Origin of the sequence: Bifidobacterium tissieri, assembly GCF_002259645.1 — a bacterium.
Lineage (GTDB): Bacteria > Actinomycetota > Actinomycetes > Actinomycetales > Bifidobacteriaceae > Galliscardovia > Galliscardovia tissieri.
This window is the reverse complement of sequence record NZ_MWWV01000001.1, coordinates 33,556-54,382: the sequence shown is the minus strand read 5'-3', so window position 1 is coordinate 54,382 and position 20,827 is coordinate 33,556. Positions and strand designations below refer to the sequence as shown.

The window sequence follows — 20,827 nt, the reverse complement described above, 5'->3', positions numbered from 1 at the left end:
GTCAGGCCAGGGCCTTGAACAGCTGCGCGGCCGCCAGGATCACGATGCCGCCCACCGCCTGCCACAGGCCAGACTGCGTCTGCGGGCCGTTCTGGTCCTTCAGACCGGCCGCGAACGTGATCGCGCCCCACACCGTCCACGCGCCGCCGCCAAGCGTGGCGGCCGTGACGAACAGATCCAGAACGTTATTCGTCAACGCGCCGCCGTCCGCCGCGGCCAGCACCACCGGCGCGTCCGCGGACGCCGCCCGCGGCAACGCGCCCGACAGCAGCTCCGCCTCACTGGGATCAAAACCTAACATGACACTTCCTTTCATTCGACTCGACGACCGCGCACACGGCCGCCGCCAACCATCAAACCCCGAAAACCGCAGGCCGAGTTTGGAACGACGGGGCCATCCGACACCGCGATACCCCGATACCGCAACCACGAAAGACGGAGGGCATGTGGACATGGCGGCAATTATGTAATACGATTTCGTATTGCGAAACGTATGGAGGTCCGCCGCCAATGAGAAGCATCATCGTCCATCCCCGCGTGCACGAGCGCCACCCGGACGTCGACGAGGACGACGTGCTGACGGCCTGGGACAACGTGCTGCTGTCGGCGCCGCGGGACGACGGCAGCGGATCATGGGTGTCCATCGGCATGGACGGCCGCGGGCGTCTGCTCGAGATGGTCTCCGTCCACAACGACGCCGGCCAGTGGCTGGTCTACCACGCGATGACGCCGCCGACGAAGAAGACCATGAAGGAGCTCGGAGCCGCAAGGAGGAGATCATGAACCGGAACGAGATCAACAGACTGTTCAACGTGACCGACGAACAGCTCGACCACATGGCCGCGGAATACGAATCCGGCGACTGGGATGGCGGCGTGGGACCCGTCGTCCCCGGCCGGCCGCGCATCTACGACGAGGAGCTGGAGACCATCTCGTTCCGCCTGCCCAGGTCCCGCGTCAACGCCATCGACGCGCGGGCCAGACGCAACGGCGAGACCCGCAGCCAGTTCCTGCGCCAGGCCGTCGACGACGCCCTGCTCGCCGACGCGTGACCGGCCGGGCCGCGTCCTCGGGCATGGAAAACGGGCCCGTCGCTCCCCATGGAAAACGGGGAGAGACGGGCCCGTCTCATCGTTGCCGGTGCGCCTACCGGCTGCGGCGCATGCGGCGTGCGATCAGGCCGCCGGCCGTGAGCAGCCCGGACGCGAGCAGGACGCCCGCGCCCGTGGCCGCGCCGGTGGAGGGCAGGGTGCTGGTGCCGACGCGCTGCCACTGGGCGGTGAGGGTGACGGTCTCGCCGTCGGCGGCGGCGAGGTCGGTGACCTCCTGCGCGTCCTTCAGGATCGTGCCGTCCGGCCCCTTCCAGCCGGTGAACCGCCATCCCTGGCGCGTGTACGCGTTGGCGGTGAGTCTGCCGGCTGTGTCGAACGTCATGGGCTGGTCGGCCATGTCGCCGGCCGCGTCCGTGGCGCCATTGTCATAGTGGATGGTGTAGGTCCACGTGCGCCATTGGGCGGTGAGGGTGACGCCGCCCAGCGGGTAGGAGAGCTTGTCGCCGGCGCGGTGCTCGGCGCCGTCGGGCGCCTTCCAGACGGTGAACGTGTGGTGGGCCCAGACGTATCCGGTCGCGTCGGGCAGGGTGGCCTCGTCCCCGTAGAGACCGTCGAGCGGCCGGACGGTGCCGGTGACATGCGTGTCGCCGGGCTGGAAGTCGATGCGGCTGGCGGCGGCCCGGTAGTGCAGGACCACGGCCTGGTCGCGCGGGCCCATGGTGCCGGACGCGACCGCGCCCGGATCCTGCGGGCTGCTGGAGGTCACGTCGCCGTCGACCTTCTCGAGCGTGTACCCGTCGGGCGCCTTCGGAGCCGTCAGCCGCCACTGGGTGCCGTACCTCACGGCGGCCGCGTCCAGCGTCCTGCCGGACGCGTCGGTGAACCCGCCGGACTGGCCCGACAGCTGGGGCAGCGGATTGCCGTTCTGGTCGACGGCGGTCCATGACACCCGGTGGACGCCGTCCTGCTCGATAGCGTCGGAGCCGATGTACATGGCGCCCTCCTGGCCGGAGGTGTAGCTGAACGTCAGGCTGGACGCGTCGAAGAGCGCGGCGAACCGGTGGGCCGCCTGGCTGGAGTCGGCCAGCGCCTTATCGCTGGTGACGTCACTGTGGCCGTACACCTGGTTGGGGTTGTTCGGGTCCGGGTAGCCCGCCCTGTACGTGTAGGCGAACGTCCTGTCGCCGGCGACGCCGTTGCGGCCGAACCGGGTCAGGTCGCCGGTCGACGTGCCGGTGGAGGGCAGGATCAGACGGTCGAAGCCCTTGAGCGGCTCGACGCCCACATGCATGTACGGCTCCCATTTGATGTTGTCCGGGTCCCCGCCCCACCAGATGCCGTACCTGTCGCCGTCGAGGTTCTCGAACGTCGTGTAGCCGCTCACCTGGATCGGATCGCCCTTGGAGTCGAGGAAATCGACCCTCACGGTCAGGCCGAGCCGCTTGGACGCGTCGAACGCGGGCTGGGGCGCGTCCTTGGGATAGCCGGTCCCGCAGCCGGTGGGCTGGCCGTTCGCGCACTGCAGGAGCTTGATGCCGCCGTCCGACACGAAGGTCAATCCCTTCTCGTACACCGTGCCGCCGCTACCATCCTTGTGGTACCAGCGGACGGAGCCGCCGTTCCACTCGGTGACGGTGAACCGGGCGCTCACGCTCTGGGGCAGGCCGTTGCCTGCGATCCATGTGCCCAGGTCGGGCACGGTGAACGTGGCGCCGATCCTGGTGGGCACCTTCTGTTCGATCGCGGCGTCGACCATGCCGCTGTCTCCCGAGGTCCAGTTCTGGTCGAAGCGGACGGAGCCCATGTCGATGGACTGGGTGTCGAACTCGAAGTTGGTGTACTTGCCGTGGATCTGGCCGCCGACGGTCTGCCCGGCCGGCGTGACGTCGACGGGCAGGCTGGTGTCGCACACGGGCAGTCTCACGTTGAGGTCGGTGTCGCTGCCCGCGGGACGGTCGTAGCCCGAGCAGGCGGGCGCATCCGCCGCCTGCGCGGGCGCGGCCGCCGTCAGGCCGGCCAGCGGCATGGCGAGGCACGCGATCCCCGCCAGGGCCGCGGCCGGCCGTTTCCAAGTCATTGCTTTCATTTGCTGCTTTCCTTTCTGGTGGAATGGCGTTGCGGCTCCCCGCGGCGCGCGGCGTGGCGCGCCCACGGCACGCCGATGGCGAGGGGCAGGAGGAAGCCGGCCGCGAGGACCGGCCGCATGTCGCCGGGCGCGTCCGCCTCGGCGGGCACCTGGACGCCGATGGCCGCGCGCTCACCGGTGACGAGGAGCCGCTGAGTGTTCACGCCGTACGGGGTGCACGTCACCAGGGTGACCAGATCCCGTCCCGGGACGATCCTCAGGCTGTCGACCTGGTCGGGGTCGACGACGCGGATGTCGCTCACCCTGTAGGCGAGCGTGTCGCCGAGGACATGCAGGTAGAACGGGTCGCCCCTCCTCAGCTCGTCGAGCCGGGTGAACAGCTCCGCGTCGGGCAGGCCGCGGTGTCCGGTCAGGGCCGCGTGGGTGCCGGGCCCGCCGACGGGCAGGCTGGTGCCGTGCAGGTGGCCGACACCGGTCCGCAGGGCCTGTTCGCCGCTGCCGTGCCGGATGGTCAGGTCCACGCCGATCCTGGGGATCGAGATCGACCCCATGACCCCCTGTCCGGTGTCGAGCGCGGCCAGGTATCCGGGGTCGTCGCCCCCGGTGAAGTCCCCGACGGCGTGGCCGCTGAACGGGTCGGCGGTCTCGCCGATGACCGGCTGTCCGGACCGGGCCAGACGCCGGTTGTACTCGCGGGCGGCGGCGAGCATGCGATCATGCTCCGCGGCGTCCATGCCGCCCATGGCGGCGGCGAGCTGCTGCGTGGCCCGGCTCTGGTCGTGGGCGAAGCCCAGGCTCTGCGTGGCCGGGACGCCGACGGTGAGCGCGGCCGCGGCGAACAGGAGCGTGGTCGCGGCGGTGAGGATCCGGTCGCGGATGCGACGGCGCCGCTCGCGCCGCCGCTCGACGCGCGAGGGGGACGGATGGATGATCCTGTCGAACTCGTCCATTCGTCCCCCCTGTTCCCGTTGGTCGTCTCTACCCGTCATGCCCCTCCCGGGCCGGTCCGGCCGGGGAGGGGCGCCGCGCGTCAGGCGGCCGTCTGCTGCCTGCGCTTGAGGGCGTAGGTCGCGCCGCCCGCCAGGGCGAGGAGCGCGGCGGTGCCCGCCAGGACGTACACGCCGGCGGCGCCGGTCTGCGGCAGCTGGGTGATGCTGTTGAGGTTGTGGACCTCGACCTGGCCGCCGTCCTTGATGGTGGCGCTCGGGGTGAGCCCGTTGTTCGCGCCGACGCCCTTCACCGTGCCCGTGTGGGCCTTGTTGTCGATCGTGATCGTGAACTGGGCCGGCGCCTTGATGTATCCGTCGGGCACGGTGGTCTCGGTGACGGTGTACGTGCCGTCGCCCAGACCCTCGAAGCTGAGGAAGCCGTCGGCGCCGGTCCTGGCTTCCGCGCCGGCCGCGACGGCCGCCTGGTCGTCCTTCGCGTCGACCTTGGCCCACTTGCCCTGGTCGAACTTCATGTACTTGCCGTCCGCGGCCTTGATGACGAAGCCGGCGTTCTGCAATGCGACCTTGCCGTCGTTGTTGGTCTTGTGGATGCGGAAGTCGAAGTTGGCGAGGGTGACGGGCCCCTCGGGCGTGGTGCCGGTGTGGTCCTTGCCGTCGAGGGTGGCGTGCACGGTACCGGTGTTGGACGGGTCCTTGCCGGTGACGGTGGCCGTGTAGGTGATGGTCACGGTCTTGCCGTAGTTCGCGTCGGCGAGCAGCCCGTCGGCCACGTAGGTGAAGCCGGCGTTGCCGTCCTTCATGGTCACGGTGCCCTTGGCGGGGGCGGCGGCCTCGCCGTCGCCGACCTTGACCCTGATGGAGTCGGGGTTGACGGACAGGTCGGTGGCGACGTCCTCGTAGGACAGCTTCGTCGGGTTGGCGTTCTTGTCCGGGACCTTGAAGGTGACGGTGTAGCTCACGGTCGCGCCGATCGTGGAGTCGCCCGCGCCGCTCTTCGTGACGGACACGCTGGTGGACTTGACCACGGCGACGCCGAGGGCCTGGGTGTCGAGGTCCTTGCCGTTGATCTTGGTGCCCACGAGCAGGGGCAGGCCGTTGGAGTCGACGATCAGGTAGTAGCCCTCCTCGAGGCCGTTGATCGTCAGGGTGGTCTTGTCCTTGGCGTCCGGGGCGACGGCGATGCCGGCCTGCACGGCCTGCGGCTTGTCCTTGGCGGCGGCCAGGGCGGCGGCCGCGTCATGCGCGGCCTGCGCGTTGCCCGAGGCGATGGTGCCGGCCTCGTCATGGCCCGCGGCCGCGTCGGCCTTGATGCCGGCGGCCTTGAGCCAGTTGGCGGCGGCAGTGTCGGCGTTGACCACGTCGGCGGAGTCGATCTTGCCGTCCGCGTCGTTGTTCCAGTTGCCGTAGTTGGTGTAGGAGCCGACGCGGTACACGTCGAACGTGTGGCCGACGAGATCGCCGGACGCGGCGGTCAGCGTGATGGACGCGTTCGCCGTCGGCGCGGCGCCGGCCGCGTTCGCCGTGAGGGCCCCGGCGCCGAGGGTGGCCGCGGCGACCAGGATCGCGGCGGTCGGTGCGACGATGCGGCGGATGGTGGTGGTGTTGCTCATGATATGTTCCTCTTTTCCCCGGAAAGGCCGTGGCCTCCCCGCTGACTGCTGTCATATTGTGCTGCGTACGGTTTCATGGCCGCCCCGACGGGACGGCGTGGTGATGAGTCGGTGTGTCGACGCTCCTTTCCTGGACGATGTGCATGTGTCGGACGGGGACGGGCGTGCGTGTCACGCCACCAAGGCCCGCCCCGCGCCCGCGCCCCGAGGGACGCGGGAAGAATGAACGGCCGGCCGCGGCCCCTACCGGCGCCCGCCATGCGGCCCCTCCGGGTCATGGCCGCGGCCCGCGGGAGGGGAACCCATCCGCCGCACGCCATGCCGGTACAGCAGGAACAGCACGCCGCCCGCCACGGCCGCGGCCATCGCCACGACCATGTCGGCGATCACCGCGCCGGTCGCCGCGAGCCTGGACGTCCGGGCCGCGGCGCGCATGCCGGACCAGTCGTCGGCACGCGAGACCACCGTCGTGTCCCGGCACAGCTCGCGCCCCCCGGCCTCGACGCGGCCGGCCATGTCCCCGTCGGCCGGGCATTCGGTCAACGGCCGTGCCGACACCGTCGTCCTGCCCGTGCGCCGGTCACCGGTGAACCCCGACAGCGTGCCCGCCACGTCCACGCTCTGCCCCGGGGCGAGCAGCAGCGAATCCCATCCGGACGGGTACGCGAGATCCGTGACCGTGCCGTCGCCGACGACCGCCCGATCCTCCAGATGCAGGTCCGAAGCGCGGAACCATGCGTCCGAACTCGTGTTCGCGACCGTGAACACGATCCGCTCCCCATCAGCCACGCCGGTCAGCGCATCCGCCGAGGAATCCCGGTCCCCGGCCGACCTCCCACTACGCGAGTCCCACGACTCCACGCTCAGCGACGGCGTCGAACCGGGGGTGCGCGTCCACGCCGACGAGGAGACGGACTCCCCGTTGAGCGTCATCGTGAACCGCCAGTCCACACGATCCGCGGCCGCGACGCGCGTGGCCTGCACGTAGACGCGCCACCCGGCATCCCGGTCCATATGCGCGTCCACCACACGCCGGTACAGGTCCGTGGCATCCACGCGCACCGCACCCGAATCCGGGTTTATGGACGCGGTGAACAGATCCCCGCCGAACCCGGACGTGTCCACGCCATCGCCGCCGATGCGCGCGCCGCGCGCCGCCAGCAGACCACCGTCCACGCCATGCAGGTCCCTGGCCGCGTACACCGCCCAACGACCCGTCAGCCGGTCCACGGCCGGATCCACGCCCGACTCCACGCCCCACGCCGACACCGCCGACACACGGCCCGCGGGCAGCACGCCCGAATCCATCCGGTACAAAAACGAGGAACCCAGCCACACCGACATGCCCGCCGCGGAATCACCGCCCACCGTCGTGACCACGTCACGGCCCGGCTCCACACGGCCCAGCGCACCCGTCACGACGTTCCCGTCACGACGATCCGCATCGACGACCCTGGACACCGACGCGCGCAGCGACGAACCATCCCCCACGCCCGTCACACGCCACGGCACCCGCACACGATACGACCCGCCCGCCAGCGACCGGTCCACGCCGGGATCACGCGACGGGTCACGACCCGACCCGTCCGACGCGGCATACGCCGCAAGATCCGACGGCTGGACGCCGGCGGGAACCACGGTCCCGTCCCCCAGCGTCGTGTCCACCAGCCTGGCGAACACATACACGCGGCCGGCCGACACCTGCACGTTGAACATGCCCGTCACATCACGGCCCGAACCATCCGAAACCCTCACCATCGAGGGATCCACCGCCAGCCGCCGCGCATCGAACGAGACCACCAGGCCGGCACGCCACACCGGGGCCTCGCCCGACAGATCCAGCAGCGCCTCATACTCGCCCTCGCCACCCGGCAGCACACTCCCGTCCACCGACGACGACAGCCACGACGGGACGCCGGCCGCGCCATCCGCCGCCACCGCCCCCACCGGGGACAGCAGCATCGCCAGGGCCACACCCGTCGCGCACGCCCTCACACCGGCCCGAACAACCATGAAAACTCTCCTCCGAAAACCCACGGATCCCGATCCCCATCGGGAACGGGACCGGCAAGGCCGGCCCGTCCCCCGAAAATGGAAATGGAAATCAGCCCCCGAAGGGGCCGACAACCATCAAACCCCGAACGACGCGGACGGAGTTTGGAAAACCAAAAACCCCGAACATGCGGCAAACCGAAGAACCGCAATACCGCAATACCCCCGGAACGAAACGGGAAAAGGGGCCAGACGAACCGAACCGCGCCCCGAAAGCTGGACGTGGTTTATTAAGGGCGGCTCATGGACTGCCGGATACGCGGTTCCTCGAGACGGCCGCGCCATCATCGGCGCATGCCGCCCGGTTGCGGTACACGGGGAAGGGGCCCAGGTTCATCAAGCCGTCCGCGAGGATGGTGGTGTATCGGAAGGAGGATGTGGATCAATGGTTGGCCGACAGCGTGCGCGCCTCGACCGTCTCCGCCTGAACATGAAAAAACGTCCGGGCCTGTTGCAGCAGGCCCGGACGCAGTAAGTCAATAAAACTCATCAGCCAGTATAGTCTCGGTGTTCGATTTGTTATATCTAACATCGAGACTGCGGCGGATTGGATGCCCATGGATACCAAAATCGGGATCGATTCGCCCGCAAGCGGACTCAAACGTCGCGAGATGACGATACCTTTAAGGCATAGCTTGGCCCATGCTCCTCTTCCCGTCCGGAGGTCGGGGCTGATGCTTGAGCTTACCGCACCTTGGGATCCTCTGCCGTGATGTCAGAAGTCGCTGCCCGCGGCGGCCACGATAGAGACACCTAGCCTTGGGAGAAGGCGAAGCGGTCGCAAGACCGAACCTCCCGTAGGCCCGTTCGCGTCACGGGCCGCCTAGCAGAGGGCCATACAAACACGGATCCCGAACAGCGGGGCCGGGGGAAAGTCGCGTTTCCCCGGCTTACATACTTTACGGAGGAGTGATTCGATGGGATACGGCAGGGACGACGACATCCCCGCCGTTATCGAACGACTCCGACCTTTGGCCGTAACCTATAAAGAAGGTCTACTCGGTCGGCACACCATCATCGAGTTCAACGGCATGGCGCTTGACATCCACTGGCAAAAGCACCACTTCATGCACCTGTGTGGACTCGAATGCACGGTTCCCCAACGCCTCTATAGGCGGAAGAACAAGCCCGTGAGATCCGAAGTGTTCTTCGATGCCCTATTATCAGGAAAGACAAAGGGCCTGAACATCAGACATTCCCACAACAGAGGAATCACAAACGATAAGCTGTCCGTCCTGCCGATGATGCTGCTCATGCCCGAAAGCGTCAAATATATCGCCGAATCCGCCAGCTCGGACTACCGGTATTTCCTCGGCACGAGCCAATGGTGCATCGGCGTCACTCTTGCAGACGAACCGCCTCTGGATCCCGATGCCGATGTATACGCGCCGCGAACGGTCCGTAATGTGAGCATAACAAGCCGATCGATACAACAGGTCGGAACCGTCCTGCACCCATTGACCGGCTCCCGCACCATCACGCCGAAATAAGGCGGAACCGGGCAATACCGAACCGCGCCTCCGATCATCGAACCTGAATCACTCCAGTCCAACAACCGGGGTGCGGTTCAAACCCGCACGACCCCCACCGGGCACCCCGCCGGCCAATCAGAGACGCGTCTCCAGCTCCGCTATCCGGCCCTCCAGCTCCGCGACCCGATACGACAGCGCCCGCACCGTCGCACGATCACCCGAGGAACGGGCCCGACGCCGCACGGGCGCGGCCGGAACCCGCGTCGCGGACGGCGCGGCCGCGTCCCCGTCTGGCAGATCACGCCAGCGCGCGATGCACCGCTCGATGCGCTTGTAGCCGATCATCGCGGAATCCAGACCCGCCTCGCGGAAGATCCTGGCCGGCGACTCGCCCTCCCGATACCGCCTGGCCGCCATGCGACGGAACTCCTCCGTATACCGGATCCTCGCCCGACCGTCATGCCAGGACACCCGCTCCACCGCGCGCAGCGACCTCAGATACGGCAGATCCGACCTCGAAATGCTCATCATGAACTCCCTTCAACAGCACGGCCGTCACTCCCGGCCGGACAGATACTCCATCAACGCCAGATCAACGACCTCCTGCATGCTCATGTCATGCTCCAGGGCGAACAGCTTCACCCTGCGACGGGTCGACCGGCGCATCGCGACCGACGTCTTCGCCCACCCCTCATCCGACACGGACGAGGCACGGGACCGGCCGCCGGCGGCGAACACGACGTCCAACGGCGAGCCGGACGCCGGACGCGGCCTCGAGGGCCTGTACGCGAGATCACTCACCATCCCGGACCACCTCCAGCAGCTCGTCGAGCACCTGCCCGTACTCCCACAGCTTCGACGGACACCGGCCCATGCACCGCTTGAGATCCTGACGCTTGCGCACCACCGCGTCGAACCGGGGAGTCGACGCCCCCTCAAGCGCCGACACGCTCCGCGCATACGCCGTCGTGCCCGGCTCCACACGCGCCAGCAGAACCGCCGCCGGCCGCTCCCGCGGGACCGCCGCCAACGTCGCCCACGCCTGCTGCAGATCCAGAGGACTATCCGACGAGGGCACCACCACGAAATCGGCCACCCCGATCGCGGTCTCCAGCAGCCGGCCCTGCGGCGGCGCGTCCACCACCACGAACGAGCCCGCCCGCACCCGGTCCAGCCGACGCAGCGTGCTCAGATTCGCCGCCGCCACATCAAACCCAAGACACCCGCCCGAATCCTCGACGAGATCCCTCCACAGACTCGCCGACGCCTGCGGGTCCGCGTCCAGCACCACCGGCACCGAGGACTCGAACCGGCGCGCATACGCCGCCGCCAGAAACATCGCGCTGGTGGTCTTCGCCACCCCGCCCTTCGCATTCGCGATCGTCACGATCATGACCAAACTCCCTGAAAACTCCAAAAACCAAAAACCGACAACGGCACGCACCGGAACACCCCGATACCGCCATACCGTCACACCGTCCGGGCGACGGCCGCATGACGCGGACCGGCGTCCATCCGGGACAGGAACCCGTCCAACGCCCAGCACACATCCGACGCGCGGCCGGACCGCACCCGCATCCCCCGCATGCGCAGGGGACGCACCGAGAACCCGACCTCCATCAGCAGCCGCGACGACCCGGACCGCGAGGAATCCAACGCCAGCAGCAACGGGCCACCGTCCTCCGGCGCGTCGACCGAGACCAGACCATACCGGCCCACCAGAGCGTCGGCCGCCGCACGGGCCGCCGGAACGCAGTCACGCGCCAGCCCGGGCCAGCCCGACGCCAGGAACTCGACCGGACCGTCGGCGCGGACCCTCGCCAACGGCACGATCAGACCCACATCGGGCGACCCGTCGAACATCTGCAGAAACATCATGGAAACCACGCCCCTAGAACAGCCTTCCCTGCACCCGCACGCCATGAGGATGCTTGAAACTACGCCAGTAGGCGCGGGTACGCGCCCTGGCGCGCTCCACCGCGCCGGGATGGTCGCGCAGCCACGACAGCACCGCATCCGACGACAGGACCGACATGCCCCGCAGGGTCACGCCCAGATCATCGGCGATCTCATGGCTCAGCACGCACCGCTCCTGATACGTCAGACCACCCGCCAGCACATCGTCCCGCGTGCGCCGCACCAGCGTCTCCGACAGGCACAGATCCCGCACCGGGCACACATCGCACAGCCGCCTGGCCGCGCTGCGGGCCCGACGATCGGCACGACCCGCAGCCGGGACCGCGAACATCCGATCGGCCAGCTCCCGGCTACGCGCCGCGACCCTGACGCACATCGCGCCATCCATGCCGCTCACGCGTCGGCCCCCCGATACAACGGATTGCCCGCGAACGACGGACGGAACCCATCCCGACGCGGCCTGGACCGGTCGGCCCGCTCGCGCCGCTCCGCGTCCAGACTCGCCTGGCAGGCCCGGCCCGCCTCCAGAGCCGCCTCCAGCGCCTCGGCCTCGCCCACGCCCTCGCGCAGCAGCCTGCGCAACTCGCGCCGGGCCATGAACCCGTCGTTGCCGTCCTCGACCGTCAGACCGTCCAGCAGCCTGCGGCAGCGATGCTCGAGATCATCCGGCACGCCATACGTGCCACCGGGGCCGGCCGCGTGATCCGCCAACGCCAGATCGTCGCGCAGCTCGTCGAACAGGCGCGCCAGCTGACGCGGGGATGTCACACGCCGGACCAGACGCGGCTCCGAGAACGCGTGATCGCACACCCGCCGCGCCTCGCCCACGGCATCCGCCACGCCATCGGCCGAGAGACGATCCAGCAGCGAGACGACCGCGCGACGGTCACGATCCGTGAACCCGCGCCGGGGCAACCCCAGATCGGCACGTCTTCCCTCGAACCAGGACAGGAACCCATCCGCATCCGCGGAACCGCCGCCACCGGCATCAGCACCATCGACGGGAACAGCATCATCGGGATCGCCCCCGCAGGGGGAGATGTCCCCTTGGGGGACAGAGGGGGAAATGTATTTAAATGTATTTCTATGTATATTGGGTGACATTTTGTCACGTTTTTCTGACAAAATGTCACGTTTTTCTGACAAAATGTCACCCCGTTCAGCCTCCGGGCACGGGGCGTCATTTTGTCCGGAACCGGTCTCCCGACCCTCCACACCGGCCTCATCGACGCCGTCGACCACGCCATCGACCTCATCACCGGACCCGGCGGGGGAATCGTCCCCCACAGGCTCCTCGACCGCCTCGGCGGGAATGTCACGGCACACCACGTTCCACACCACCGTGCGACGATCCTGACGCACCGACTCGCCCGTCTTCGGATTGAACCCGGCGAAATCCTGCTGCCCGTACTCGATCAGCCCCATCTCCAGAAGACGATCCATCGCGCGCTGCACCGTACGCCGTCCGATGCCCAGATCATGCGAGATCGTATCCACAGCGGGCCACGACGCCGTCCCGTCATCGAAATGCGCGCGGAACGCCAGATACGCCAGGACCGCCTTCGTGGAATTGCCCACGCAGGTCACGTTCTTCTGCACCCACACCATCGTCACCACGGTCACGTCACTCACCTCCAAGCAGACGATCGCCCGACTCCGCGCCCAGGCGCATGCCCAGCACGAACGCCGGGGACACATCCACGGCCACAGCCTCCGGGTCCAGCAGATGATGGGCCACCCCGGCATAGAAATCATCACGATTCGAGACCGTCAACGGCAGCCCCGCATTCAGACACGTCAAACCCCACATCGCGGCCCGCCACGACTCCGCGCCCATCCAGGCCACGAACAGACGATCCGTGGCCGGACGCGAACCCGCATCCAGACGCAACGACTCCGCACCGAACTCCACACGACACGAGCCCAGACCGGCACGCGCCGCGAAGAACCCCAGAAGATCCGCCTTCAACGCATCCAGACCGGTACCGCCATCGGCGCGCACCACCGGAACCTCCAGCCACGAGCAATGCCTGGCACCCAACGCGCGACCGGCATCCACCAACGCGCGCAGCGACGAGACACGACCATGCACACGCTCATACGCCAGCACACGGTCATCGAATCCCAGACAACGATCCGACAGGAACCGGGAACCATCCGACGGCGTCTCCAACACGGACAGATCCCGCGCCACCGACAACAGACACGAACCAAGCATCACAACACCCCCGATCCGGCGGGATGATCCACCATCGACCGCAACACCGCGGCATACCCGTCCACCATGCCGTCCGGGACACGGGACGACAACCCATCGTTTTCCAAACTCCGCGAATCCCGAACAGCCCTATCCTTGAAGGCACTCAGGGAAGCACAAGCTGAACTCGTAAAATCATGCATGTGCGATAACTCCTTGACTCAACCCGGGCGAAAACGTTTGGCGACATTTTCAACGCCCGGGAACGGTTATTTGCACGGCCGGCCCTCCACCATTTCCAGATCCTGGAGAGCCGGCCACCTCTATCAACGAACACTCAACGAGCAGTAAGCCCGCAGCGCTTCGACAGTGAGTTATCGCCTCCCTTCGCGATCCCGGAAGGGAATTCCGTCTCGTAGGGAATAAGGTCCTGAATGAAATCCGAGGACAGGCCATACAGTTCTCGGATCAGCAGGCAGTCTCGTCGCTGCCATTCGGTTTTGCGATTCAACTTCTGAGTGATGCTGGATCGGGATTGGTTTGTCTGGATGGCCAATTGAGAGCTGGGAATGCCCATCTCGCGCAGCCACCGTTTCATGTTTGACATGCCTCTCCGATCCCTAGAAGTTAGATTTTCTAACCTCACAATACAGGGAAGAATAAATATCTTCAAGTTAGGAAAACTAACTTACATATGCATGCGACTGATTGAAATCTTGGTGGTTGGCATTTTTGTTGAAATTTCAGCGCTGAGGAGATGATTGCCTGAAGTTGCTGCCTTGATTAAGTTTAGATTTTCTAACTTTCGTTTGATATGATGACTTGAGTTGGATGGAAACGGAGGGATTTAATATGACAGTGACGGAAGCTGTGGATCTTGTGTCAGCGGATAGAGAGAAAGCCGCCGCTCGTTTTGCTGATGTGGTGCGGTATAACATTCGCCGGTACATGAGGCTGACTGGAAAGTTGCAGAAAGATCTTGCGAAGGCGATGGGGGTGACCCGTCCGGCAGTGACTCAGATGCTCAACGGCACCACGAAGATAAAGCTGGAACAGCTGTATCTTGCCGCGCGTGAACTGGGCGTCACCGTCGACGACCTGATTGACGACACTTATTACTGCCAAGACGAGGAATTTGTAGCGCGCCTTCAGGTAAACGAAAAAACCGTGGTCGGTAATACCGAACCACGGTTCTTCGCTGGTCTCCTTTCAGAGACCGAATTTGTAGCGGGGCATGGATTTGAACCATGGACCTCTGGGTTATGAGCCCAGCGAGCTACCGAGCTGCTCCACCCCGCGTCGGCCTTGATTGGCAACATCAATATAGCTTACGGTTTTGCTGGAATATGTCAAATCGTTGTGGGCGGCGGCTGTGTATGATGTGAGAAAAATGTTGGAAAGATTGGCGTTCATCGGCGTGTCGCATTGCTGTGTGTAATGGGATATGCCGATCCTTTGGTGTTGGTGTTGGTGTTGGTGTTGGTGTTGGTGTTGGTGTTGGTGTTGGTGTTGGTGTTGGTGTTGGTGTTGGTGTTGGTGTTGGTGTCGGTGTCGGTGTCGTGCGGTTGTGCGGTTGTGCGATGCCGGAATTTGCCTCGGAATTCAACTCCTCGTGCGCGATTTACATGGCACTGCAATAATGATGACATGCCTATCAAGATTCCTGAGGGGCTGCCCGCCCGTGCCATACTCGATTCAGAGCGCATCTTCGCGTTGGAGAAAGCCGACGCCGAACAGCAGCGCGTGCGACCGCTGCGTCTGGTGATCCTCAACCTGATGCCCAAGAAGATCGAGACGGAAACGCAGCTGCTTCGTCTGATCTCCAAGTCCCCGTTGCAGGTGGATGTGGACTTCATGAAGACATCGACGCATGAGTCCACGCATGTGAGCCGCGACCATCTGCTCAAGTTCTATGAGAATCTTGACGCATTCGAGGATAACTACTACGACGGTCTGGTGGTCACCGGCGCGCCCGTGGAGCATATGCCGTTTGAGGATGTGGACTACTGGGATGAGTTCTGCCGCATTCTCGACTGGGCGGGCACGCATGTGTTTTCCACCATGTACCTGTGCTGGGGCGCGATGGGCGCGCTGTATCACCGGTACGGCGTGCGCAAGCATGTGTTGGATCAGAAGATCTTCGGTGTGTTCCCGCAGCGTCTGCAGGATGAGTACTGCTTCATCACCAATGGGTTCGACGAGATCGCGCTACAGCCGCACTCCCGTCTGGCCGACGTGGATCTGCGTGACATCCGCGCCAATGAGGATCTGCAGGTGCTGACCTGGGGGCCGGAGAGCGGTCCCGGACTGGTGGCGACCCGCGACTTCTCCGAGGTGTTCGCGCTGGGTCATTGGGAGTATGGCAAGTGGACGCTGGCCGAGGAGTATGAGCGCGATATGTCGCGCGGGCTGACGAACGTCCCGTTCCCTATCAATTATTTCCCGCATGACGATCCGAGTCAGGAGCCGCTGTTCGCGTGGCGCGCGCATGCCAATCTGCTGTGGCGCAACTGGCTGAACTGGGTGTATCAGACCACGCCGTACGATCTGCGCGAGGTGCCGCAGCTGCGTGCGGAGAAGCGGCTGGGGACCGATCGCCGGTATCGTCGTTCGCCGGCTGGTCCGCGTGGGGATGATTTCCATACATTTGACGGCTGTGGATACGGCGTGGTGGAGCACTAAAGTGTCCATATAGTGAGATTCCCGGTGTGTGTCGAGTGTCTCGCGCCGGGAATCTCCTGCGGTCTGCAATTGCAGCGAAAAGGCGTGTTGGCCCGATGTTCCGATATACCAGATTCGTGGAACGGTTATTTCGACAACCGTAGATTTCATGTCGTTTTGAGTCCTCTCGATATGTGAGCCTTAACATTTCGTGGGGGATCGACGGCCATTCCTGCCGGCCGTTGAAAACTGGCCGAATATGAACGTTTGTGTGGTTCCCTATAGTCGGAAATCCTGTATCCTGATGAGGGTAAAGGAAGACTGCCAACCTGTACGTAGGTGTACAGTCGGCCAATTAACGTCGGTGACACATATTGCGCCTGATAAGCGCTATATTGGTTCAGGTTCAACAAAGAGGAGGCATGCAACAATGGCAGGTGTTGCTGAATTGATGGGGGCAGCGGGCATGACTCTCGCCGCGGGCGAAGGGCTCGAAATCCCCCAGATCGACGAGTTCCTTCCCCCGGAGATCCTGTTTGCGGGCACGCCGTTCGCGATGAATCGCATCATTCTCATCCGCGTGGTTATGACCATCATCATGCTGCTGGTCCTTGGCATCAGCGCCAGCCGAGCGAAGCTGGTCCCCGGGCGTTGGCAGGGATTCGTGGAGTGGGGCATTGAATACGTTCGTGACAAGATCGTCTATGAGGTCATGGGCGAACTGCGCGGCAAGCGTTACGTGCCGATGATCACCACGATCTTCTTCACGATCTTCTTCTTCAATCTGTGTGGCATCATCCCCGGCATGAACGTTGCGGCCACGGCCACGATCATGATGCCGCTGATCTTCGCCGCATGGACGTTTGTGCAGTATTGGATCGCCGCGTGCCGCGAGCAGGGCCTGATCAGCTACCTCAAGCAGGAATGCACCCCTCCCGGAGTGCCGTTCCCGGTGCTGATCCTGCTGGTGCCGATGCAGCTCATCGATATCCTGATCATCCGTCCGGCGTCGCTGACCCTGCGACTTCTGGCCAATATGATCGCCGGCCACCTGATCGTGGCGCTGTGCTTCTCCGCCACCCAGTTCTTCCTGATCATCACCGAGAACAAGATGATGATGGCCGCTGGCGTGGTCACCTTCGTGGGCGGCTTCATCATGACCCTGTTCGAGGCCTTCGTGGCCTACCTGCAGGCGTTCATCTTCGCCACGCTTTCCACGGTGTACATCAACATGAGCTACCCGGAGGAAGACTGATCCGAAGGGACGACGGGCATCGGGAACCGTTCACAAGATGGTGCCATGAGCCCGCTCGACAACACTTGATATTTCCAAATATCGAAGAATAATTCAAGATCGTATAACTGAACAGCATCCGCAGTTTTTGTTTCGTCGCGTACGGAACTGAAAGAAAGGAAACAACAATGGATCTCATCACTCTGGCTCAGGTGACCGGTAATCTGAGCGCCATCGGTTACGGCCTCGCCGCCATCGGCCCCGGCATCGGCGTCGGCATCGTCTTCGGCAAGGCCATCGAGGCCACCGCCCGCCAGCCTGAGCTGGGCGGCCGCATCCAGACCCTGATGTGGATCGGCTTCGGTCTGATCGAGTTCCTTGCCCTCCTCGGCTTCATCTCCGGCTTCATCTTCACCGCCTGATCCGCACTCGAAGATAACGAGATATTCATTATCAATACGAGTGAAAGGAGGCGGATATGGTGACAATGGCCGAAGGCGGAATCGATCTGTTCCTGCCGAAGTCCTATGACATTTTCTGGTCGACTGTCATCCTGATCATCGTCGCAATCTTCTTCTACAAGTTCTTCCTGCCGAAGTTCCAGGCGATCTTCGACGAGAGGACCGCGAAGATCGAAGGCGGCATGGCCAAGGCCGAAAAGGCCCAGGCCGAGGCTGACGCGGCGAAGAAGAAGTATGAGGACCAGCTGAACAACGCCCGCATCGACGCCGCCAAGATTCGCGACGACGCCCGCAGCGAAGCCACGCACATCATCGCCGACGCCCGTACCAAGGCCGAGGCCGATGCCGCGCAGATCACCGCGACCGCGCAGAAGTCCCTCGAGTCCCAGCAGCAGCAGGCTCTCGTGAGCCTGAAGGGCGAAGTCGGCGCACTGGCCACCGCGCTTGCCGGCAAGATCCTCGGCAACAAGCTGGCCGACGCCGACGTGCAGTCCACGATGATCGATTCCATGCTCGACGAGCTCGACAAGCAGGATGCCGGAAAGGCCGCCAAGTAATGGCGTCCGCACCGGTGCATCACGTGAACAAAGGCAGGAGGTGAAAATCCGATGTACGGAGAAACTTCATCCAGTTCGGTGAAGGCCGTGCTCGCGACCTATGGTCCCAAGCTGGACAAGGCCGGAGCGGTTGCGAGGACGGTCGGCGAAGAGCTGTTCGACTTCGCTGCCATTCTCGACGACAACCGTCAGCTCGAGCGCTCGCTCACCGATCCTTCGCGTTCCGCGGACGACAAGGCCAAGCTCGTGCATGCGATCCTTGCCGGCAAGGTGAGGCCGCTCACGCTCGAGATCGTTGAGTCGCTCGTGGCAAGCAACTGGAGCCGTCCGGCCGACATTGCGGATGCGACCGAGGATGTGGCCGTGGAAGCCATGCTGTGCGAGGCCGACTCGCGCGACAAGTGCTCCGCGGTGTCCATCCAACTGTCCCAGCTGTCGTCCGCGCTGCTCAATCTGCCGGTCGTCCGTCAGCGACTGTCCGACTCGCACGCCGCGCCGGAAACCCGCGTCAAGTTCCTTGACACCCTGCTCAAGGGACAGGCTCTTGATCCGGTAACCGTCGCCTTGGCGGAGCACGCGACACGAGACCTGCGCAACCGTCGATACCTGTCGACGATCAACTGGCTGATCGATGTGGCCGCCGAACACCGCAACCGCTACATGGTTACGGTGACGAGTGCCGTTCCGCTGAAGGACGAGCAGTTCCAGAAGATCAAGGCCGTGTACTCGAAGAAGGTCGGTCGCAAGGTTTTCGTCAACAGCGTGGTCGATCCCAAGGTGCTCGGAGGCATGCGCATCCAGATGGGCTCGGAGGTCACCGACAACACTGTGGCGGCACAGCTGCAGAACCTCAAGCGCGCCGTGGCCTAGCCCGGCACGCCGTACGAACGAATAGACGTTCTTGAACAGAAACAAACAAAAGGAGTGATCAATGGCAGAATTGACCATCGATCCCGCGGCGATACGCCAGGCGCTCGACGACTTCGTCGAGTCCTACAAGCCGTCTGACACTCCGACCCAGGAGGTCGGAACCGTCAAGACGGCTGGTGATGGCATCGCGCACGTGGAGGGTCTCCCCGGCTGCATGGCCAACGAGCTGCTGACCTTTGAGGACGGCACGCTTGGTCTGGCATTCAACCTGGACGCCCGAGAAATCGGTGTGGTCGTCCTCGGTGACTTCGCCGGCATTGAAGAGGGACAGGAAGTGCGCCGCACTGGCGACGTGCTTTCCGTGCCGGTCGGTGACGGCTACCTTGGCCGTACCGTCGACCCGCTGGGCAAGCCGATTGACGGCCTTGGCGAGATCAAGGCCGAGGGTCGTCGAATCCTCGAGGCGCAGGCCCCTGACGTGATGCATCGTCACCCCGTCGACGAGCCGCTGTCGACCGGCCTCAAGGCCATCGACGCCATGACCCCGATCGGTCGTGGACAGCGTCAGCTCATCATCGGCGACCGCCAGACCGGTAAGACCGCCATCGCGATCGATACCATCATCAATCAGAAGGCCAACTGGGAATCCGGAGACCCGAAGAAGCAGGTCCGCTGCATCTACGTGGCCATCGGTCAGAAGGGCTCCACCATCGCGTCCGTGCGTCAGGCTCTGGAAGAGGCCGGCGCCATGGAGTACACCACGATCGTGGCCTCCCCGGCTTCCGATTCCGCTGGCTTCAAGTACATTGCCCCGTACACCGGCTCGGCCATCGGCCAGCACTGGATGTACCACGGCAAGCACGTGCTCATCGTCTTCGACGATCTGTCGAAGCAGGCTGAAGCCTACCGTTCGATCTCGCTGCTGCTTCGTCGCCCGCCGGGGCGTGAGGCGTACCCGGGTGACGTCTTCTACCTGCATTCGCGTCTGCTCGAACGCTGCGCGAAGGTGTCCGATGATCTGGGCGGCGGTTCCATGACCGGTTTGCCGATCATCGAGACCAAGGCGAACGACGTCTCCGCGTACATTCCTACCAACGTCATTTCCATCACGGACGGCCAGATCTTCCTGCAGTCCGACCTGTTCAACGCCAACCAGCGTCCTGCCGTGGACGTCGGTATCTCCGTGTCCCGAGTCGGTGGCGCGGCGCAGACCAAGGCGCTGAAGAAGGTCTCCGGTACGCTGAAGATCTCGCTGGCACAGTACCGTTCGCTGGAATCCTTCGCCATGTTCGCGTCCGATCTGGATGCGGCGTCCAAGGCTCAGCTGAACCGTGGTGCGCACCTGACCGAGCTGCTGAAGCAGCCTCAGTACTCTCCGTACTCGATGGAGCAGGAAGTCGTGTCCGTGTGGGCCGGCACGCATGGCAAGCTCGACGACCTCGATCTGGTCGATGTGCTGCCGTTCGAGCACGGTCTGCTGGACTATGTCGATCACAACACCGACATCCTGAAGACCATCCGCGACACCGAGGACTTCACCGCCGACACCGAGAAGGCGCTGGAGAAGGCCGTTGACGAGTTCCGCAACACCTTCGTTCAGCACGACGGAACCCCGCTGGTGGCTGAGAAGCCCGTCGAGAAGACCGACACCCCTGTGGAACAGGAGAAGCTGGTCGCGCCGAAGGCCTCGACCAAGGAGGAGTAGTCC

At 64.7% G+C, this 20,827-nt stretch carries 24 protein-coding genes and 1 tRNA gene; 10 read left to right on the top strand and 15 right to left on the bottom strand.

Annotated features, from left to right (window positions below):
• Nucleotide 1: 1 nt before the first annotated feature.
• Nucleotides 2–226 carry a hypothetical protein gene (locus BTIS_RS00280; protein WP_211279407.1) on the bottom strand — a complete coding sequence of 75 codons (225 nt, stop codon included), beginning with the start codon at nucleotides 224–226 and terminating at the stop codon, nucleotides 2–4.
• A gap of 284 nt (nucleotides 227–510) precedes the next feature.
• Here BTIS_RS00280 and BTIS_RS00275 point away from each other — a divergent pair, with 284 nt between their 5' ends.
• Nucleotides 511–783: a hypothetical protein gene (locus BTIS_RS00275; protein WP_094661664.1), complete on the top strand. Its 273-nt coding sequence runs from the start codon at nucleotides 511–513 to the stop codon at nucleotides 781–783.
• Nucleotides 780–1,052, top strand: coding sequence for a ribbon-helix-helix protein, CopG family (locus tag BTIS_RS00270; protein WP_094661663.1), 273 nt, complete (start codon nucleotides 780–782; stop codon nucleotides 1,050–1,052). Before BTIS_RS00275 ends, BTIS_RS00270 begins: the two co-directional genes overlap by 4 nt.
• A 94-nt stretch (nucleotides 1,053–1,146) precedes the next feature.
• On the opposite strand, the gene BTIS_RS00265 is transcribed toward BTIS_RS00270, so the two are convergent.
• The 4 genes from BTIS_RS00265 to BTIS_RS00250 all read right to left on the bottom strand — a co-directional run bounded on the left by BTIS_RS00265 (nucleotide 1,147) and on the right by BTIS_RS00250 (nucleotide 7,660).
• Nucleotides 1,147–2,964 carry a hypothetical protein gene (locus tag BTIS_RS00265; RefSeq protein WP_143248819.1) on the bottom strand — a complete coding sequence of 606 codons (1,818 nt, stop codon included), beginning with the start codon at nucleotides 2,962–2,964 and terminating at the stop codon, nucleotides 1,147–1,149.
• Nucleotides 2,965–3,134: 170 nt separating this feature from the next.
• Nucleotides 3,135–4,088 carry a class C sortase gene (locus tag BTIS_RS00260; protein WP_158216796.1) on the bottom strand — a complete coding sequence of 318 codons (954 nt, stop codon included), beginning with the start codon at nucleotides 4,086–4,088 and terminating at the stop codon, nucleotides 3,135–3,137.
• A gap of 80 nt (nucleotides 4,089–4,168) precedes the next feature.
• Nucleotides 4,169–5,698: a SpaA isopeptide-forming pilin-related protein gene (locus BTIS_RS00255; protein WP_094661660.1), complete on the bottom strand. Its 1,530-nt coding sequence runs from the start codon at nucleotides 5,696–5,698 to the stop codon at nucleotides 4,169–4,171.
• 243 nt (nucleotides 5,699–5,941) lie between these two features.
• Nucleotides 5,942–7,660: an LPXTG cell wall anchor domain-containing protein gene (locus BTIS_RS00250; protein ID WP_245819177.1), complete on the bottom strand. Its 1,719-nt coding sequence runs from the start codon at nucleotides 7,658–7,660 to the stop codon at nucleotides 5,942–5,944.
• A 1,007-nt stretch (nucleotides 7,661–8,667) separates the two neighbouring features.
• Here BTIS_RS00250 and BTIS_RS00240 point away from each other — a divergent pair.
• Nucleotides 8,668–9,240, top strand: a complete 573-nt coding sequence (locus tag BTIS_RS00240) for a PBECR4 domain-containing protein (RefSeq protein WP_094661658.1) — start codon at nucleotides 8,668–8,670, stop codon at nucleotides 9,238–9,240.
• A 117-nt stretch (nucleotides 9,241–9,357) separates the two neighbouring features.
• Here the strand turns inward: BTIS_RS00240 and BTIS_RS12260 are convergent, their stop codons facing one another.
• The 8 genes from BTIS_RS12260 to BTIS_RS00195 form a co-directional block, all read right to left on the bottom strand.
• Complete coding sequence (locus BTIS_RS12260; RefSeq protein WP_094661657.1) at nucleotides 9,358–9,753, bottom strand: hypothetical protein; 396 nt, start codon at nucleotides 9,751–9,753, stop codon at nucleotides 9,358–9,360.
• A 24-nt stretch (nucleotides 9,754–9,777) separates the two neighbouring features.
• Nucleotides 9,778–10,026: a macrolide ABC transporter ATP-binding protein gene (locus BTIS_RS00230; protein ID WP_245819163.1), complete on the bottom strand. Its 249-nt coding sequence runs from the start codon at nucleotides 10,024–10,026 to the stop codon at nucleotides 9,778–9,780.
• A complete protein-coding gene (locus BTIS_RS00225; protein WP_094661656.1) occupies nucleotides 10,016–10,615 on the bottom strand; it encodes a ParA family protein in 600 nt (199 codons plus the stop codon). The genes BTIS_RS00230 and BTIS_RS00225 overlap by 11 nt, the downstream gene beginning before the upstream one ends.
• Nucleotides 10,616–10,692: 77 nt before the next feature.
• A complete protein-coding gene (locus tag BTIS_RS00220; protein WP_094661655.1) occupies nucleotides 10,693–11,100 on the bottom strand; it encodes a hypothetical protein in 408 nt (135 codons plus the stop codon).
• A gap of 13 nt (nucleotides 11,101–11,113) precedes the next feature.
• Nucleotides 11,114–11,515 (bottom strand): WhiB family transcriptional regulator, encoded by a 402-nt coding sequence (locus BTIS_RS11995; protein WP_338024199.1) that lies wholly within the window; start codon nucleotides 11,513–11,515, stop codon nucleotides 11,114–11,116.
• Between the two features lie 17 nt (nucleotides 11,516–11,532).
• A complete protein-coding gene (locus BTIS_RS00210; RefSeq protein ID WP_094661653.1) occupies nucleotides 11,533–12,762 on the bottom strand; it encodes a helix-turn-helix domain-containing protein in 1,230 nt (409 codons plus the stop codon).
• 1 nt (nucleotide 12,763) lies between these two features.
• The gene (locus BTIS_RS11780) at nucleotides 12,764–13,357 is read right to left on the bottom strand and encodes a hypothetical protein (RefSeq protein WP_094661652.1); all 594 of its coding nucleotides are present in this window, start codon (nucleotides 13,355–13,357) and stop codon (nucleotides 12,764–12,766) included.
• Between the two features lie 316 nt (nucleotides 13,358–13,673).
• Entirely contained in the window at nucleotides 13,674–13,943 is a 270-nt protein-coding gene (locus BTIS_RS00195) for an XRE family transcriptional regulator (RefSeq protein ID WP_094661650.1), read from the bottom strand.
• Nucleotides 13,944–14,167: 224 nt separating this feature from the next.
• Between BTIS_RS00195 and BTIS_RS00190 the strand changes: the two genes are divergently transcribed.
• Nucleotides 14,168–14,602, top strand: a complete 435-nt coding sequence (locus BTIS_RS00190) for a helix-turn-helix domain-containing protein (RefSeq protein WP_338024198.1) — start codon at nucleotides 14,168–14,170, stop codon at nucleotides 14,600–14,602.
• Here BTIS_RS00190 and BTIS_RS00185 read toward each other — a convergent pair.
• Both BTIS_RS00185 and BTIS_RS11600 read right to left on the bottom strand, forming a co-directional pair.
• Nucleotides 14,562–14,635: transfer RNA gene (locus BTIS_RS00185), tRNA-Met, on the bottom strand. The two genes, BTIS_RS00190 and BTIS_RS00185, sit on opposite strands and share 41 nt — an antisense overlap.
• Nucleotides 14,636–14,745: 110 nt before the next feature.
• The gene (locus BTIS_RS11600) at nucleotides 14,746–14,985 is read right to left on the bottom strand and encodes a hypothetical protein (protein WP_143248817.1); all 240 of its coding nucleotides are present in this window, start codon (nucleotides 14,983–14,985) and stop codon (nucleotides 14,746–14,748) included.
• On the opposite strand from BTIS_RS11600, the gene BTIS_RS00175 reads away from it, so the two are divergent.
• The 6 genes from BTIS_RS00175 to atpA all read left to right on the top strand — a co-directional run bounded on the left by BTIS_RS00175 (nucleotide 14,984) and on the right by atpA (nucleotide 20,824).
• On the top strand, nucleotides 14,984–16,018 hold the full coding sequence (locus BTIS_RS00175) for a homoserine O-succinyltransferase (protein ID WP_094661648.1): 1,035 nt from the start codon (nucleotides 14,984–14,986) through the stop codon (nucleotides 16,016–16,018). The two genes, BTIS_RS11600 and BTIS_RS00175, sit on opposite strands and share 2 nt — an antisense overlap.
• Before the next feature lie 409 nt (nucleotides 16,019–16,427).
• Complete coding sequence (gene atpB, locus BTIS_RS00170) at nucleotides 16,428–17,252, top strand: F0F1 ATP synthase subunit A (protein ID WP_181160757.1); 825 nt, start codon at nucleotides 16,428–16,430, stop codon at nucleotides 17,250–17,252.
• A gap of 167 nt (nucleotides 17,253–17,419) precedes the next feature.
• Complete coding sequence (atpE, locus tag BTIS_RS00165) at nucleotides 17,420–17,653, top strand: ATP synthase F0 subunit C (RefSeq protein ID WP_093960642.1); 234 nt, start codon at nucleotides 17,420–17,422, stop codon at nucleotides 17,651–17,653.
• A gap of 59 nt (nucleotides 17,654–17,712) precedes the next feature.
• Nucleotides 17,713–18,249 (top strand): F0F1 ATP synthase subunit B, encoded by a 537-nt coding sequence (locus tag BTIS_RS00160; protein WP_190972733.1) that lies wholly within the window; start codon nucleotides 17,713–17,715, stop codon nucleotides 18,247–18,249.
• A 51-nt stretch (nucleotides 18,250–18,300) separates the two neighbouring features.
• Entirely contained in the window at nucleotides 18,301–19,119 is an 819-nt protein-coding gene (locus BTIS_RS00155; protein WP_094661645.1) for a F0F1 ATP synthase subunit delta, read from the top strand.
• Nucleotides 19,120–19,180: 61 nt separating this feature from the next.
• Nucleotides 19,181–20,824, top strand: a complete 1,644-nt coding sequence (gene atpA, locus BTIS_RS00150; RefSeq protein WP_094661644.1) for a F0F1 ATP synthase subunit alpha — start codon at nucleotides 19,181–19,183, stop codon at nucleotides 20,822–20,824.
• Nucleotides 20,825–20,827 lie beyond the last annotated feature (3 nt).

Coding starts and splice junctions, on each gene's coding strand:
- BTIS_RS00275 (WP_094661664.1), top strand. CDS start 511: ATGAGAAGCATCATCGTCCATCCCCGCGTGCACGAGCGCCACCCGGAC.
- BTIS_RS00270 (WP_094661663.1), top strand. CDS start 780: ATGAACCGGAACGAGATCAACAGACTGTTCAACGTGACCGACGAACAG.
- BTIS_RS00260 (WP_158216796.1), bottom strand. CDS start 4,088: ATGGACGAGTTCGACAGGATCATCCATCCGTCCCCCTCGCGCGTCGAG.
- BTIS_RS00255 (WP_094661660.1), bottom strand. CDS start 5,698: ATGAGCAACACCACCACCATCCGCCGCATCGTCGCACCGACCGCCGCG.
- BTIS_RS00250 (WP_245819177.1), bottom strand. CDS start 7,660: ATGCTGCTGTCCCCGGTGGGGGCGGTGGCGGCGGATGGCGCGGCCGGC.
- BTIS_RS00240 (WP_094661658.1), top strand. CDS start 8,668: ATGGGATACGGCAGGGACGACGACATCCCCGCCGTTATCGAACGACTC.
- BTIS_RS12260 (WP_094661657.1), bottom strand. CDS start 9,753: ATGATGAGCATTTCGAGGTCGGATCTGCCGTATCTGAGGTCGCTGCGC.
- BTIS_RS00230 (WP_245819163.1), bottom strand. CDS start 10,026: ATGGTGAGTGATCTCGCGTACAGGCCCTCGAGGCCGCGTCCGGCGTCC.
- BTIS_RS00225 (WP_094661656.1), bottom strand. CDS start 10,615: ATGATCGTGACGATCGCGAATGCGAAGGGCGGGGTGGCGAAGACCACC.
- BTIS_RS00220 (WP_094661655.1), bottom strand. CDS start 11,100: ATGATGTTTCTGCAGATGTTCGACGGGTCGCCCGATGTGGGTCTGATC.
- BTIS_RS11995 (WP_338024199.1), bottom strand. CDS start 11,515: ATGTGCGTCAGGGTCGCGGCGCGTAGCCGGGAGCTGGCCGATCGGATG.
- BTIS_RS11780 (WP_094661652.1), bottom strand. CDS start 13,357: ATGCTTGGTTCGTGTCTGTTGTCGGTGGCGCGGGATCTGTCCGTGTTG.
- BTIS_RS00195 (WP_094661650.1), bottom strand. CDS start 13,943: ATGTCAAACATGAAACGGTGGCTGCGCGAGATGGGCATTCCCAGCTCT.
- BTIS_RS00190 (WP_338024198.1), top strand. CDS start 14,168: ATGGAAACGGAGGGATTTAATATGACAGTGACGGAAGCTGTGGATCTT.
- BTIS_RS00175 (WP_094661648.1), top strand. CDS start 14,984: ATGCCTATCAAGATTCCTGAGGGGCTGCCCGCCCGTGCCATACTCGAT.
- BTIS_RS11600 (WP_143248817.1), bottom strand. CDS start 14,985: ATGTCATCATTATTGCAGTGCCATGTAAATCGCGCACGAGGAGTTGAA.
- atpB (WP_181160757.1), top strand. CDS start 16,428: ATGGCAGGTGTTGCTGAATTGATGGGGGCAGCGGGCATGACTCTCGCC.
- atpE (WP_093960642.1), top strand. CDS start 17,420: ATGGATCTCATCACTCTGGCTCAGGTGACCGGTAATCTGAGCGCCATC.
- BTIS_RS00155 (WP_094661645.1), top strand. CDS start 18,301: ATGTACGGAGAAACTTCATCCAGTTCGGTGAAGGCCGTGCTCGCGACC.
- atpA (WP_094661644.1), top strand. CDS start 19,181: ATGGCAGAATTGACCATCGATCCCGCGGCGATACGCCAGGCGCTCGAC.